Genomic DNA, 13983 nt, shown 5'->3' with positions numbered 1-13983 from the left:
ACGCGCGAAATTGCTAATTTAGCCACATGATCTTTTTTCACTTAAATTTTTAATTTTATTGCACAAAAATATCAATCTCTGACTAAACTTTAAAAAGTAAGCACCTTTTTAAAGCGGGTTTCGGAGGTTATTATGACTATTTTTGAGCACTACCAAGCACGATACGAAGCAGCACAAGAAGAAGAATACAGCATTAGCGAATTTCTAGAAATTTGTAAAAATGACAAATCAGCTTATGCCAGCGCCCCTGAGCGTTTACTTATGGCAATAGGCGAGCCGCAAATGGTTGATACTGCAACCGATGCACGTTTAAGCCGGTTATTTTCTAATAGAGTGGTTGCACGCTACCCTGCCTTTGCAGACTTTTACGGCATGGAAGATGCCATAGAACAAATTGTCTCCTACCTAAAGCATGCGGCTCAAGGTCTAGAAGAATGCAAACAAGTCCTTTATTTACTCGGCCCTGTTGGGGGAGGTAAATCTTCAATTGCAGAAAAACTAAAATATTTAATGCAACAAGTGCCTATCTATTCAATTAAAGGCTCTCCGGTAAACGATCACCCTCTCAGTTTGTTTGACCCAGTAGAAGATGCCAGCGTTCTCGAAAAAGAATACGGTATTAAACCACGTTATTTAAAAACGATTATGTCGCCATGGGCTGGTAAACGATTAAAAGAATTTAACGGCGATATTAGCCAATTTAGAGTCGTCAAACGCTACCCCTCTATTTTAAATCAAATAGGTATAGCCAAAACCGAACCCGGTGATGAAAATAATCAAGATATTTCTGCATTGGTGGGCAAAGTAGATATTCGCCAGCTTGAGCACTTTGCTCAAAACGACCCCGATGCCTACGCTTACTCAGGCTCTTTATGTTTAGCAAACCAAGGTTTAATGGAGTTTGTAGAAATGTTTAAAGCCCCTATCAAGGTGCTGCATCCACTCCTTACCGCAACGCAAGAGGGTAACTACAACGGTACCGAAGGTATTAGCGCTCTGCCCTTTAACGGCATGATTTTAGCCCACTCAAATGAATCAGAATGGCAAACATTCAAAAATAATAAAAACAATGAAGCGTTTTTAGATCGTGTTTATATTGTAAAGGTCCCTTATTGCCTGCGCGTGACCGAAGAAATAAAAATTTACGACAAACTTATTCAACATAGTGAACTTGCCAGCGCACCGTGTGCACCAGGTACGCTTAAAGCGTTAGCGCAATTTACTACCTTATCTCGATTAAAGGAGCCTGAAAACTCTAGTATTTACTCAAAAATGCGGGTCTATGATGGTGAAACCCTAAAAGATACCGACCCTAAAGCAAAATCTTATCAGGAGTATCGTGATTACGCAGGGGTAGATGAAGGCATGACCGGCCTTTCAACTCGTTTTGCTTTTAAGATTTTGTCGCGCGTATTTAATTTTGATACTACCGAGGTTGCAGCTAATCCGGTGCATTTATTTTATGTTTTGGAGCAACAAATAGAGCGTGAACAATTTAGCGCCGAAGTGGAAGAGCGCTATTTAAGTTTTTTAAAAGGCTATTTAATTCCGCAATATGTTGAGTTTATTGGTAAAGAACTACAAACCGCGTATTTAGAGTCATACTCTGAATATGGCCAAAATATTTTTGACCGCTATGTGATTTATGCTGATTTTTGGATACAAGATCAAGAATACAGAGACCCAGATACAGGACAGTTATTTGACCGCGCCTCGTTAAATGCAGAACTTGAAAAAATAGAAAAACCCGCCGGCATTTCTAATCCCAAAGATTTTAGGAACGAAATAGTTAACTTTGTATTACGTGCACGCGCTCACAATAATGGTAAAAACCCGTTATGGACAAGCTACGAAAAACTACGCACTGTGATTGAGAAAAAAATGTTCTCAAATACCGAAGATCTACTCCCTGTTATTTCCTTTAATACAAAAACCTCCGCTGAGGATCAACAAAAACACGAGGACTTTGTTAACCGCATGGTTGAAAAAGGCTACACGCAAAAACAAGTGCGTTTACTTTCTGAGTGGTATTTACGGGTTAGAAAATCGCAGTAACCTTCATGTAGTTTAGGGGGAACAGTATGGCGCATTTTATAGATAGACGCTTAAATGGTAAAAACAAAAGCACGCTTAATCGTCAGCGCTTTATTAGGCGCTATAAAAAGCAAATAAAAGAAGCAGTGTCTGATGCGGTTAATAAACGCAGCGTTACCGACTCAAGTTCAGGGGAGAGTATATCTATCCCGCAACGAGATATTAGCGAGCCCATTTTTCACCAAGGTAAAGGGGGCGACAGAGAACAAATTCACCCTGGTAACGATCAATTTTCAACAGGTGACAAAATTGAGCGCCCTAAAGGCGGCCAAGGTGGTGGCGCAGGCGATGGCGATGCAAGTGATTCAGGCGAAGGCCAAGATGACTTTGTGTTTTCTATTTCTAAAGATGAATACCTTGATTTACTCTTTGAAGACCTAGAGCTGCCCAACTTACAAGAAAACCAGCTAGATAAGCTTGTACAAATGAAAACTCATCGGGCTGGTTTTTGTAGCGATGGTATGCCCAGTAATATTGATATAGTACGCTCATTACAGGGCTCACTCGCCAGAAGAGTCGCCATGAGTGCGGGTAAAAAAAGACGCCTAGCAGAGCTTGAAGGTCGACTTGCGATGGAGTGTGAGCAAACCGACAGCGACCAAGCCATTATTGCATTATTACAAGAGGAAATTGAGCAACTTAAACAGCAAATAAAAGCCGTACCATTTATTGATAATTACGACTTACGTTTTCGTAATTATGAAAAACGCCCCCACCCCACCAGCAAAGCCGTTATGTTTTGTATTATGGATGTATCAGGCTCGATGGATCAGGCCACAAAAGACATGGCAAAGCGTTTTTATATTTTGCTCTATCAATTTTTGACTCGAAGTTATAAAGACATTGAGGTGGTGTATATACGCCACCACACACAAGCTAAAGAGGTCGACGAACAAGAGTTTTTTTATTCTCAAGAAACTGGCGGCACTATTGTCTCCAGTGCCCTTAAATTAATGAACGAAATAATAAAAGAGCGCTATGATTCAGAGCAATGGAATATATACGCAGCGCAAGCATCTGATGGCGATAACTGGGCAGACGATACCCCACACTGCGGTGAAATATTACGCAACAAGTTACTTAATGCGGTACGCTACTTTGCCTATATAGAAATTACCACGCGTGCGCACCAAAGCTTGTGGCGCGAATACCAAAACATCACCCAAACCCATAGCAACTTTGCAATACAACATATTAAAAGTGTTGAAGACATTTACCCTATGTTTAGGGAGCTATTTAAAAAAAATCGTCAACAACAAGGGGCTGCTTAGCCTAAGCGAGGTTTACTATGAGCACTGAACGAATTAGCGATGGCCCAGATTGGACCTTTGAGCTGCTTGAGCAATACCAAACTGAAATAGCCCGTGTTGCAGCGCATTATCGCTTAGACACTTACCCTAACCAAATTGAGGTAATAACAGCTGAGCAAATGATGGATGCTTATTCAAGCGTTGGCATGCCTATAGGCTACAGCCATTGGTCATATGGTAAAAAATTTATACAAACCGAACAAAATTATAAGCGTGGGCAAATGGGGCTAGCTTACGAAATTGTGATTAATTCAAACCCCTGTATTGCTTATTTAATGGAAGAAAACACACTCCCTATGCAGGCACTGGTTATGGCGCATGCCTGTTATGGCCATAACTCATTTTTTAAAGGAAACTACTTATTTAAAACATGGACTGACGCAGACTCCATCATAGATTACTTAGTGTTTGCTAAAAATTACATTAGCCGCTGCGAAGAAAAATACGGTATTACACAAGTAGAAAGCTTAATTGATTCGTGCCACGCATTGATGAATTACGGCGTAGATAGATATAAACGCCCGCAGCAAATTTCCCTTTTTGAAGAACAAAAACGCCAAAAAGAGCGTGAAGACTACATGCAATCTCAAGTAAACGAGCTATGGCGCACTATCCCCGCTCAACAGCAAGAAGCTAAAAAGCAAGAGAGGCATTTTCCGCAAGAACCGCAAGAAAACATTTTATACTTTATTGAGAAAAACGCGCCTCTATTAGAGTCTTGGCAGCGAGAAATAATACGTATTGTGCGAAAGATATCGCAATATTTTTATCCGCAAAAACAAACCCAAGTGATGAACGAAGGCTGGGCCACCTTTTGGCACTACACCATTTTAAACCACTTATATGATGAAGGTAAATTAACCGACTCCTTTATGATGGAGTTTTTGCAAAGCCATACCAACGTGGTTTATCAGCCACCTTATAACAGCAATTACTATTCAGGTATAAACCCGTATGCATTGGGTTTTAATATGATGGTGGATATTCGCCGTATTTGCGAAAACCCAACAGATGAGGATAGACGCTGGTTTCCTGAATATGCAGGCACTAATTGGCTAGACACACTACATTTTGCGATGGAAAACTTTAAAGATGAAAGTTTCATAAGCCAATTTTTATCACCTAAGTTAATTCGTGATTTTAAGCTATTTACTATTGTCGATCACAGCCGTAATCCACATCTAGAGGTAGGCGCAATACATGATGATAGCGGTTATCAGGCTGTACGCGAAGCGCTTTCAGCGCAATATAATTTGAGTAATCACGAACCTAACATTCAAGTATATAATGTTGATGTTAGAGGCGATCGTTCTTTAACGTTGCGTTATGTTCCTCACAATAACATCCCCCTTGCTGACTCGCATAAAGAAGTGCTAAAACACCTTTACAGGTTATGGGGATTCAAGGTTCAATTAGAGCAAGAGACCAGTACAGGCGATGTGTCTACTCTTGGCCAATGCCCAGCAGATGATACTCGCCATACTACAGAGTAAATAAAATGCCTGATAAAAACGGCACTTTAATCAAGCCCTTGTTAAGTATTGACTGCCAAGGCTTGCGGCGCAATTAGGTGCATCCTTGGTTACTTTAATTTAGCAGTAATATTACCGCTGCCTTAATTTTAGCAGCGCATAAAAAAAGACGCTTATGCGTCATTTTTTATATCCTCAAAATCGGTTACTCTGTTACGGCCATGCTCTTTTGAGTGATACAGGGCTTTGTCAGCGGCTTCAATCCACCGCTCATGTTTTGCAAAGTCAGGGCTATTTCCTGCAAAACCAACACTCACAGTCATCTCTATTTTTGTGTTTTTATAAACAAAAGGGTTGGCTTCTATTAACGCTCTTATGCGCTCGGCAAATATTGCTGCGCCTTGCTTGTCGGTATCGAGTAAAGTAACAACAAACTCCTCCCCACCATAACGCCCTGCTATATCAGTTTCGCGAAGCGTCGTTCGTAGCAGTTCTGAAAGGTGGCGTAGCGCTTCATCGCCACAACTATGGCCATGCTCATCATTAATTTTTTTAAAATGATCGATATCAAACATCAATAATGTGCTGCTGCCACCGCTGCGCTTAACACGTAAAAACTCTTGGTGCAGTGTGCTTTCCCAATGCCCACGGTTAAACAGTTGCGTTAAGCTGTCGGTTTGGCTTACTTGCTCCAAACGCTTATTTAAATCTTCTAATTCTTTTTTATTGACCGCCACATCGGTAACATCATAAATAATGATACAAATATGACTGACCTCACCCAGAGTGTTGGTAAGTGGAATAAAGGTCGCATTTTGGTACATATAATCCGCTTTACCGGTAATGGGGCGGTAGTTTTTAAAACGAAAGATGTAAGGTTGCTGCTCCCAGATAGTAAAAGAGCGGTTTTTAAGTACAAATACAGACTCTGACTTGCTTCTAAACCATTTCTCATCAATCGAAGGAAATAAATCAAATAGGTCTTTGTCTTTTACAGCACTTGGTAATAGCCCAGAATGGTTTTCCATAAAGCCATTCCACACACACACTTTATAATTTCTATCCAGTACAACCAGGCCCACATCAACCGTGTTAAACATATCCATTAACCAATGGATCTCATTCATTTCTAAATCAGCGGCCATAACTTAGTCTTCTAATAGGTAAGCAACTTTGTATTTCAAAGTTTTAAGTGAATCTTCGGTAAATAACAGCATAAGATCGCAGTTAATATCGTGGTTTTCGATGCCGTAGCTTATTTCTATCGCTAAGGTTCTTTGCCAACGAGATTTATTTGATTTAACCAATTCAGATACATCGCGATGTTGGCCAAGTACAATGGGATGACCTTGGCTAAAAGACATATCTAGCTGTTTAGAAAGCCCCGTTAAAATTGAGCCTATTAAAATATTACTAATATCCATAAGTAGCTCAAGCTCAACTTTGTCGTTCAGCTCACCGTCGTAATTCATCAGTGACGCAATTTCTTTAAAGCTTGAGTCGTTTAATAAAAGTAATGCCTCGCCTGATACGCCACCGCCAATAAAGCCTTGGCACACCCCTGATGTGGCAGCATTATTGTCAATTGACTGCAGCGCCATATCCAGTTCATTAACTTCAAGCACATTCACATTCGGAATTGGCAGCTCTACAAACACATTCAAAAGCCGTGCAAGCAAATCGCCTGCTTGACCCATAGCGACATTTGTAAGCTCTTGGTATATATCGCGCACATCTGGGTCTACTTGTTCACCTAAAGAATGAGCAAGACGCTCGCGCATGGCTTTATCTTTAATGCCATGATGCTCGATAATATCGGCAAGTTTTTCAGGTGAGCAAGGTTTTTGGATAAAATCAATGGCGCCTAATTCAAGTACGCGTTGGTGCGCATTTGGCTGAATATCGCCAGATACAACCACGGTTAGGATATTAAGGCCTTGCTCTTTCATGGCCATAAGGACTTCGTAACCGTCCATTTCAGGCATGTTTAAATCAAGAAAAAGGATTTCGGGCTCGATTATTTTTAGTTTTTTGATGCAATCAACACCATCTTGAGCAAACTCTACTTTAATATCCCAGTCATCTGGTAAAGAGCGGGCTAGCTGGCGCCTCGCTAATTTTGAGTCGTCACATATTAATACGGATGTTGACATACTATCTCTCTATTATTTAACCCAATGTTGTCAATAGGCCTTATGACTTTATTAAAGATACATTTTGTAACTACATGTTAATAAAAGTTCATGCAGTTTACAATTTATATATCACAGAACTTATTATTACTTTTACAGTGATATTTAATCGCTTGGTCAGTGATATTGAGTATAATACACTCAAACCTATTGCGTTAATTTAAAAGGAAATAACCTATGGTACGCTCTCTTATTTTTGCACTAAGCACACTGGCTTTAAGCTCAGTTGGGCACGCATCACAGTACCCAGAAAACACGCTTGATGCAGGTAAGGTCTCTGCTCAGGGTAAGCCTGTCACTTTGTTAGGTAAAGGTGTAAGTGTAGGTGATAATGCGCCAAATTTTAAAGTGGTTGATGGTGGTTTTGCTCCTGTAAATCTTAATGATTATAAAGGGCAAGCTGTATTAATCAGTGTGGTGCCAAGTTTAGATACTGGCATTTGTAGCTTACAAACTAAACATTTTAATGAAAAAGTAGCGACGCAATTTCCTGCTATCGCAATACTGACCATCAGTGCCGATTTACCTTTTGCTCAAAAACGCTTTTGTAATGCTGAAAACATCGACAAAGTAACAGCCCTTTCTGACTCTGTATGGCGAGACTTTGGCCAAAAATATGGCTTAATTATAAAAGATATGGGGCTACTAACTCGCGCTGTGCTTATTTTAGATAAAAGCCATACAGTGATATACAAACAGCTAGTGTCTAATTTATCTACCGAGCCAAACTACGACCCAGTAATAGAAAAGCTAAAAACGTTATAGGTAACAGGGCGTGTTGACCTTTGGTGGTTTAATTTTAAATTATTAAAAGCTAATAAATACATAAAAACCGCCCGAGGGCGGTTTTTTAATACCTAAGCTGTGTTTAGATTATATTAACCTAAAAGCTCTGCTAGTTGCTGGCTTACTGTTTCAACAGCTTGCGTACCATCAATTTTATGGTACTGCGTGTTACCTGCTTGCGCTTCAGCTTGGTAGTAATCAACCAATGGCATAGTTTGCTCATGGTAAATAGCTAAACGTTTACGAACTGTTTCTTCCGTGTCATCTGCACGAATAATAAGCTCTTCGCCTGTTTCATCGTCTTTACCTTCCACTTTTGGTGGGTTGTAAACAACGTGATAAACACGGCCAGAGCCAGGATGTACGCGACGTCCACCCATACGCTCAACAATTACTTCATCAGCAACGTCAAACTCAATAACGTGATCAACCACAACGCCATTTTCTTTCATAGCATCTGCTTGTGGAATGGTACGTGGGAAGCCATCAAGTAAAAAGCCTTGTTCGCAGTCTGGTTTAGCAATACGCTCTTTCACTAAACCAATGATGATATCGTCAGAAATTAACTGACCTGCATCCATTACTTTTTTCGCTTCTAAGCCAAGTGGTGTACCTTCTTTAATGGCTGCACGAAGCATATCACCGGTAGAAATTTGTGGAATACCGTATTTGTCCATTAAAAACTGAGCTTGAGTACCTTTACCAGCACCTGGCGCGCCCAAAAGAATAATGCGCATATCATTGTCCCCTAGTATGGATATTTATTTTAAAGCCTGAATTCTTCCACAAGCGCTGCAGATACTCAAGCAACTTATACTAATTGCCTACTTTAGAGCGCATAAAAAAAGGAAGCATACGCTTCCTTTATAATTATGGTTATATTTTAGGCTCTTTTAGCAATTAAAAGAGCCTGTTAGCCTTACTTATTTAAATCAAGCATTAACTTGTTTAAACGTGTTACGAACCCGGTAGGATCTTTTAATGTACCGCGTTCAGCAAGTAAAGCTTGGTCTAGTAATACATGAGACCACTGTGCAAACTTATCTTCGTCTTGCTCATCGTTTAAGTGCTTAACTAACTGATGCTCAGGGTTAAGCTCAAACACTGGCTTAGCCTCTGGTACAGGTTGCCCTACTGACTCCATAAGCTTTTGCATTTGCGAGCTCATGTCGTTCTCATCGCTAACCACACAGGCAGGAGAGTCTGTTAAGCGATGCGTAAAGCGTACTTCTTTAACTTCTTCGCCTAGCGCTGTTTTAATGCGCTCAATTAAGCCTTCTACTTCTTTTTCAGACTCTTCTTGCGCTTTTTTTGTTTCTTCGTCGTCAAGCTTACCTAAATCAAGGTCGCCACGGGTAATTGACTGGAATGATTTTTCGTTAAACTCAGTTAAGTGGCTCATCATCCACTCATCAACACGGTCACTTAGTAATAATACTTCGATGCCTTTTTTGCGGAAGATTTCTAAGTGCGGCGAGTTTTTAGCCGCTGTAAACGAATCAGCAACTACGTAGTAAATTTTATCTTGCTCATCGTTCATACGCTCAATGTATTGCTCCAGCGATACATCTTGTGTCTCTGAGTCGGTATGCGTAGATGAGAAGCGTAACAATTTAGCAATGGCTTCTTTATTCGCTGTATCTTCTGCTGGGCCTTCTTTGATTACTTGGCCAAACTCGTTCCAAAATGTTTGGTAGTCTTCGGCTTTGTTTTTAGCCATACGCTCTAGCATTTTTAAGATACGAGACGTACACCCTTTACGAATCGCTTGCGTTACTTTGTTATCTTGTAAAATTTCGCGCGATACATTTAGCGGTAAATCGTTTGAATCAAGCAAGCCTTTTACAAAGCGCAAGTAACTTGGCATAAACTGCTCGGCGTCATCCATAATAAAGACACGTTGAACATACAGTTTTAAGCCACTTTGGCGCTCACGGTTCCATAAATCGAACGGCGCTTTTTTAGGGATATACAATAAGCTTGTGTACTCAGTTTTACCTTCTACTTTATTGTGTGCCCAGTTTAGCGGCTCTTCCCAATCATGGCTTACATGCTTGTAAAACTCTTTGTATTCTTCATCAGAAACCTCTGACTTATCACGTGTCCATAATGCGGTTGCACGGTTAATGCTTTCCCACTCACCTGGAACTGCTGGGATTTTTTCGCCGTCTTCGCCTTCAGACTCAGGCACTTCTGCTTTATACATTTGTACAGGCGTAGAAATATGATCTGAGTATTTAGTAACAATGCTACGTAAACGGTATTCATCCGCGTATTCTTTTTCTTCTTCACGCAGGTGTAAAATGATATCCGTACCACGGCCTTCTTTTTCAATTTCTTGTAACGTGTACTCACCTTCACCTTGTGATTGCCACTCGTACGCTTGTGTTTCACCCGCTTTACGCGTGCGCACTGTCACTTCATCAGCCACAATAAATGCCGAGTAAAAACCAACACCAAATTGACCAATTAATTGCGAGTCTTTACTTTGGTCACCGGTTAAGTTTTTGAAAAACTCAGCAGTACCCGACTTAGCAATAGTTCCTAAAGAGCTAATCACTTCTTCACGCGTCATACCAATACCATTGTCAGAAATGGTAATTGTGTTCGCTTCTTTATCTGCGCTAATACGTACACGTAAATCGGCATCACCTTGGTAAAGGTCGCCATCAGAAAGCGCTAAAAAGCGTAGCTTATCGGCGGCATCTGATGCATTTGATACAAGCTCACGTAAAAATATTTCTTTATTCGAATATAACGAATGAATCATTAAGTTTAATAGTTGTTTTACTTCTGTTTGAAAGCCTAATGTTTCTTTTTGTGCTGCAGTCATTTATGTATCTCCAATTAGCAAAGTGTCTGCGTTATGCACTTAATATGGGGTGAGGTGGAGTAACTTCAAGGGAAAAATTTAAAAAAGCAGCTTTTGTGCTGACATAAATAAAAAGCCACATTAAAATGTGGCTTTTAGAGTTAAATTACGGTGTGTTTTTAGCGTGCTGGGCTTTTAAAGCGCTGACTTGTTCGTGCAAATAATTAGCACTTACCTGCTCAGCTTCAATCGGCTCTCCCACACTCACCGATACTAAAGACCATTTAAGGCGTGGTAGTTGCCACTTGGCTTTACGGCCAAACATACTGCCCCACAAGCCACCTAAGTGAACGGGCACAACAGGCACAGGTGTGCGCGCTATAATGCGCTCAATGCCCCGCCTAAACATGTCCATTTCACCATTACTTGTTAGTTTTCCTTCAGGAAAAATACCAACTAACTCACCGCGTTCAAGCGCTGCGGCAACCTCATCAAATGCTTTTGCAAACGCCTTTGGGTTGGCTTTTTCGCTATCAATTGGAATAGCTTTTGCCATTTTAAATAGCCAATGCAGCGCTTTTGAGTAATAAATGGGGGCAAACACCATAAAGCGTATAGGCCTAGGCGAAGTGGCTAAAATAAACATCCAATCTACAAAGCTTACATGGTTAGCTACAATAACGGCTGCGCCTTCGCTTGGAATATTTTCATGCCCTTTTGTGCGCACACGATACATGCATATAGCTAAAATATAGATAACAAAGCGCAAGAAAAATTCCGGTACCTTAGTGTAAATATAAATAGAGATAAGCAAATTAAGCCCCGCCAAAAGCAATAGTAACGACGAAATATGCCACTCTAAAACAGAGAGCGTTACAATACTTAATATGGCACTGCCAACCATAAAGAGCGCATTAAGCACATTATTAGCAGCAATCACCCGTGAACGACTTGCCTCCTCGGTACGCTGTTGAATAAGCGCATACAGCGGCACAGTATAAAAACCGGATGCAATACCAATACCTGCCATCCAAACAAAATGCCATACCATGTCGCCTGTATTAAGCACTTGTTTAAGCGTTAATAAATTTTCAGAGGGCGCGATATATTCACTAATAGCCGGCTCTTGGCTTAATAAATACAAAAATAGCGTAATTAAAATAGCGCCAAAAGGTACAATGCCCAGCTCAATACGTGAGCGTGAGAGCTTTTCGCACAACAAAGACCCCACGGCAATGCTTAGCGAAAACACCACCAGCGCACTGGTTACCACGAGTTCATCGCCACCCATTACATGCTTAACGTAATTAGGTAATGCCGTTAAAATAACCGCGCCTATTAGCCAAAACCAGCTTATACCCAACACCGATTTACCAACCGATTCTGTTTGAGCATTAAGCGCTTTAAATACATTTTTAGTGGATGAAAAAATATTATAGGTAAAGTGCAAATTAGGATTATTGGCTTGGCTTATAGGAATAAAGCGGCTGCTGAAAAAGCCAAGTACTGCAAGTATCAGCACGGCAATACTAATAATTGTTGGACCTGTTGTTTGAGTAATGTAATAGGTGCCAAAAATAGTACCAATTAAAATAGCTACAAAAGTGGCAGACTCAACCAAGCCATTGGCTTTTGTTAATTCGTTAGGCGCCACATGTTGCGGTAATATTGAATACTTAAGCGGGCCAAAAAAAGTACTTTGTAAGCCCATAAAAAACACGGTGGTCAGCATTAACCACACATATTGCGTAAAAATAGAGGCTGCGCCAATAACCATAATCGGTATTTCGCAAAATTTAACAAGCCGGATCAGCTTTGATTTTTCTGTTTTTTCGGCTAGTTGCCCCGCCATTCCTGAAAATAAAAAAAACGGTAATATAAATAAGCCCGCTGCAAGGTTTGAATACAGCGCACCATCGCCAAGGGTTGCAGCTTGAAACACTAACAATATAAGCACGGATTGCTTATACACATTATCATTCATAGCCGACAAAAACTGCGTTACAAATAGCGGTAAAAAGCGCTTACTGCTGAGTAAACCGCCTTTATTGTCGTGTTTATTATTTTGCATAGTACTCCTTACTAATCAGATAAATTCCTGATGTTTTTATACCAACTTGAGCGATATTTTTAAGGCGCGTGAGCCGTGCAACTATCACGTTATCTAGTTGTTGTTAGTCAATAATTTATAACACAACGTCGCCAAGTTTAACTCATTTATTAATTTAATATGATTACCGGCAAACTCACACACGTTATACGGTAATTAAATAGCAAACACAAAAAAGCCCACATATTTTACTATGTAGGCTTTTAAAACGATTTCAGATAGTTGTGTTAGTCCTGCATAACCGCTCGGCGGCCACTAAATGCATGCATTAACGTTGTGCCATCTACTAAATCAAGCTCGCCACCAACAGGTATACCATGCGCTATACGCGAGGCCCCTACTTTATATTTATGGCAAAGCTGGGCAATATAATGTGCAGTGGTTTCGCCCTCAACCGTGGGGTTGGTAGCTAAAATCACTTCGTTAATACCGCCGTGCGAGAGCTTTTGTTCAAGTATATCAAGGCCTATTTCTTTAGGCCCAATACCGTCAATTGGCGATAAATGCCCCATAAGTACAAAATATAAACCAAGGTATTGGCCTGTTTGCTCTATTGCCAACACATCGGTAGGCGATTCAACAACACACAGCACACCACTGTCTTGGCGTTTTGTACTTAAGCAAATATCACACTGCGCTTGCTCAGTAAAAGTGCGGCACGACTGACAATGCCCAACCGCGCCCATGGCTTTGGTCAATGCGTTACCAAGTTGAGTACCGCCTTTACGATCGCGCTCTAATAAATGAAACGCAATGCGCTGAGCCGATTTAGGACCAATACCCGGTTGGCAACGTAGCGCTTCTATAAGCTGCGTTAAACTATCTGAAAGTTGCATATTTGCTTAAAACGGCATTTTCATACCTGGTGGTAATTGCATACCGCCAGTTACTTTGCCCATACGCTCTTGCGTTTCGTCAGCAACGCGGCGAACAGCATCGTTACATGCTGCAGCAAGTAAATCTTCAATCATGTCTTTGTCGTCTTCCATAAGGCTTTCATCAAGCTCAACACGACGCACGTTATGATTACCAAGCATGGTTACTTTTACAAGGCCTGCGCCGGCTTCGCCAACAACTTCCATTGTCGCGATTTCGTCTTGGGCTTTTTGCATGCGCTCTTGCATTTGCTGCGCTTGCTTCATCATGTTACCCATTCCACCTTTAAACATAATTTTCTCTCTTTCTTTTAAACTCTAGTTGTCATGAA

Annotated in this window: 11 protein-coding genes; 4 read left to right on the top strand and 7 right to left on the bottom strand. The window is 40.7% G+C overall.

Annotated features, from left to right (window positions below):
- The first annotated feature begins 132 nt into the window (after positions 1 to 132).
- From SJY38_RS05050 to SJY38_RS05040, 3 genes are read left to right on the top strand one after another with little or no spacing between them, the layout of a single operon-like run.
- A complete protein-coding gene (locus SJY38_RS05050; protein WP_024033371.1) occupies positions 133 to 2055 on the top strand; it encodes a PrkA family serine protein kinase in 1923 nt (640 codons plus the stop codon).
- Positions 2056 to 2081: 26 nt separating this feature from the next.
- On the top strand, positions 2082 to 3365 hold the full coding sequence (locus tag SJY38_RS05045) for a YeaH/YhbH family protein (protein ID WP_286745471.1): 1284 nt from the start codon (positions 2082 to 2084) through the stop codon (positions 3363 to 3365).
- A 17-nt stretch (positions 3366 to 3382) separates the two neighbouring features.
- A complete protein-coding gene (locus SJY38_RS05040) occupies positions 3383 to 4897 on the top strand; it encodes a SpoVR family protein (protein WP_004588114.1) in 1515 nt (504 codons plus the stop codon).
- Positions 4898 to 5049: 152 nt separating this feature from the next.
- On the opposite strand, the gene SJY38_RS05035 is transcribed toward SJY38_RS05040, so the two are convergent.
- Positions 5050 to 6021 (bottom strand): diguanylate cyclase, encoded by a 972-nt coding sequence (locus tag SJY38_RS05035; RefSeq protein WP_029774351.1) that lies wholly within the window; start codon positions 6019 to 6021, stop codon positions 5050 to 5052.
- 3 nt (positions 6022 to 6024) lie between these two features.
- Complete coding sequence (locus SJY38_RS05030; protein ID WP_004588116.1) at positions 6025 to 7029, bottom strand: response regulator; 1005 nt, start codon at positions 7027 to 7029, stop codon at positions 6025 to 6027.
- Positions 7030 to 7245: 216 nt separating this feature from the next.
- Between SJY38_RS05030 and tpx the strand changes: the two genes are divergently transcribed.
- Positions 7246 to 7833, top strand: a complete 588-nt coding sequence (gene tpx, locus SJY38_RS05025; protein ID WP_004588117.1) for a thiol peroxidase — start codon at positions 7246 to 7248, stop codon at positions 7831 to 7833.
- A 113-nt stretch (positions 7834 to 7946) separates the two neighbouring features.
- Here the strand turns inward: tpx and adk are convergent, their stop codons facing one another.
- The 5 genes from adk to SJY38_RS05000 all read right to left on the bottom strand — a co-directional run bounded on the left by adk (position 7947) and on the right by SJY38_RS05000 (position 13945).
- Positions 7947 to 8591 (bottom strand): adenylate kinase, encoded by a 645-nt coding sequence (adk, locus tag SJY38_RS05020; RefSeq protein WP_004588118.1) that lies wholly within the window; start codon positions 8589 to 8591, stop codon positions 7947 to 7949.
- Positions 8592 to 8773: 182 nt separating this feature from the next.
- A complete protein-coding gene (gene htpG, locus SJY38_RS05015) occupies positions 8774 to 10687 on the bottom strand; it encodes a molecular chaperone HtpG (RefSeq protein ID WP_004588119.1) in 1914 nt (637 codons plus the stop codon).
- Between the two features lie 145 nt (positions 10688 to 10832).
- Positions 10833 to 12737 (bottom strand): MFS transporter, encoded by a 1905-nt coding sequence (locus SJY38_RS05010; RefSeq protein ID WP_377109358.1) that lies wholly within the window; start codon positions 12735 to 12737, stop codon positions 10833 to 10835.
- A 266-nt stretch (positions 12738 to 13003) separates the two neighbouring features.
- On the bottom strand, positions 13004 to 13612 hold the full coding sequence (recR, locus tag SJY38_RS05005; protein WP_004588121.1) for a recombination mediator RecR: 609 nt from the start codon (positions 13610 to 13612) through the stop codon (positions 13004 to 13006).
- 6 nt (positions 13613 to 13618) lie between these two features.
- A complete protein-coding gene (locus SJY38_RS05000; protein ID WP_004588122.1) occupies positions 13619 to 13945 on the bottom strand; it encodes a YbaB/EbfC family nucleoid-associated protein in 327 nt (108 codons plus the stop codon).
- Positions 13946 to 13983: the final 38 nt, after the last annotated feature.

The organism is Pseudoalteromonas sp. R86517 (assembly GCF_042466295.1).
GTDB classification, from domain to species: Bacteria; Pseudomonadota; Gammaproteobacteria; order Enterobacterales; family Alteromonadaceae; genus Pseudoalteromonas; species Pseudoalteromonas atlantica.
Note: the sequence above shows the minus strand (reverse complement) of the source record. Positions and strands in the feature narration are given on the sequence as shown.

Coding starts and splice junctions, on each gene's coding strand:
- SJY38_RS05030 (WP_004588116.1), bottom strand. CDS start 7,029: ATGTCAACATCCGTATTAATATGTGACGACTCAAAATTAGCGAGGCGC.
- SJY38_RS05040 (WP_004588114.1), top strand. CDS start 3,383: ATGAGCACTGAACGAATTAGCGATGGCCCAGATTGGACCTTTGAGCTG.
- SJY38_RS05000 (WP_004588122.1), bottom strand. CDS start 13,945: ATGTTTAAAGGTGGAATGGGTAACATGATGAAGCAAGCGCAGCAAATG.
- SJY38_RS05035 (WP_029774351.1), bottom strand. CDS start 6,021: ATGGCCGCTGATTTAGAAATGAATGAGATCCATTGGTTAATGGATATG.
- adk (WP_004588118.1), bottom strand. CDS start 8,591: ATGCGCATTATTCTTTTGGGCGCGCCAGGTGCTGGTAAAGGTACTCAA.
- recR (WP_004588121.1), bottom strand. CDS start 13,612: ATGCAACTTTCAGATAGTTTAACGCAGCTTATAGAAGCGCTACGTTGC.
- SJY38_RS05045 (WP_286745471.1), top strand. CDS start 2,082: ATGGCGCATTTTATAGATAGACGCTTAAATGGTAAAAACAAAAGCACG.
- SJY38_RS05050 (WP_024033371.1), top strand. CDS start 133: ATGACTATTTTTGAGCACTACCAAGCACGATACGAAGCAGCACAAGAA.
- SJY38_RS05010 (WP_377109358.1), bottom strand. CDS start 12,737: ATGCAAAATAATAAACACGACAATAAAGGCGGTTTACTCAGCAGTAAG.
- htpG (WP_004588119.1), bottom strand. CDS start 10,687: ATGACTGCAGCACAAAAAGAAACATTAGGCTTTCAAACAGAAGTAAAA.
- tpx (WP_004588117.1), top strand. CDS start 7,246: ATGGTACGCTCTCTTATTTTTGCACTAAGCACACTGGCTTTAAGCTCA.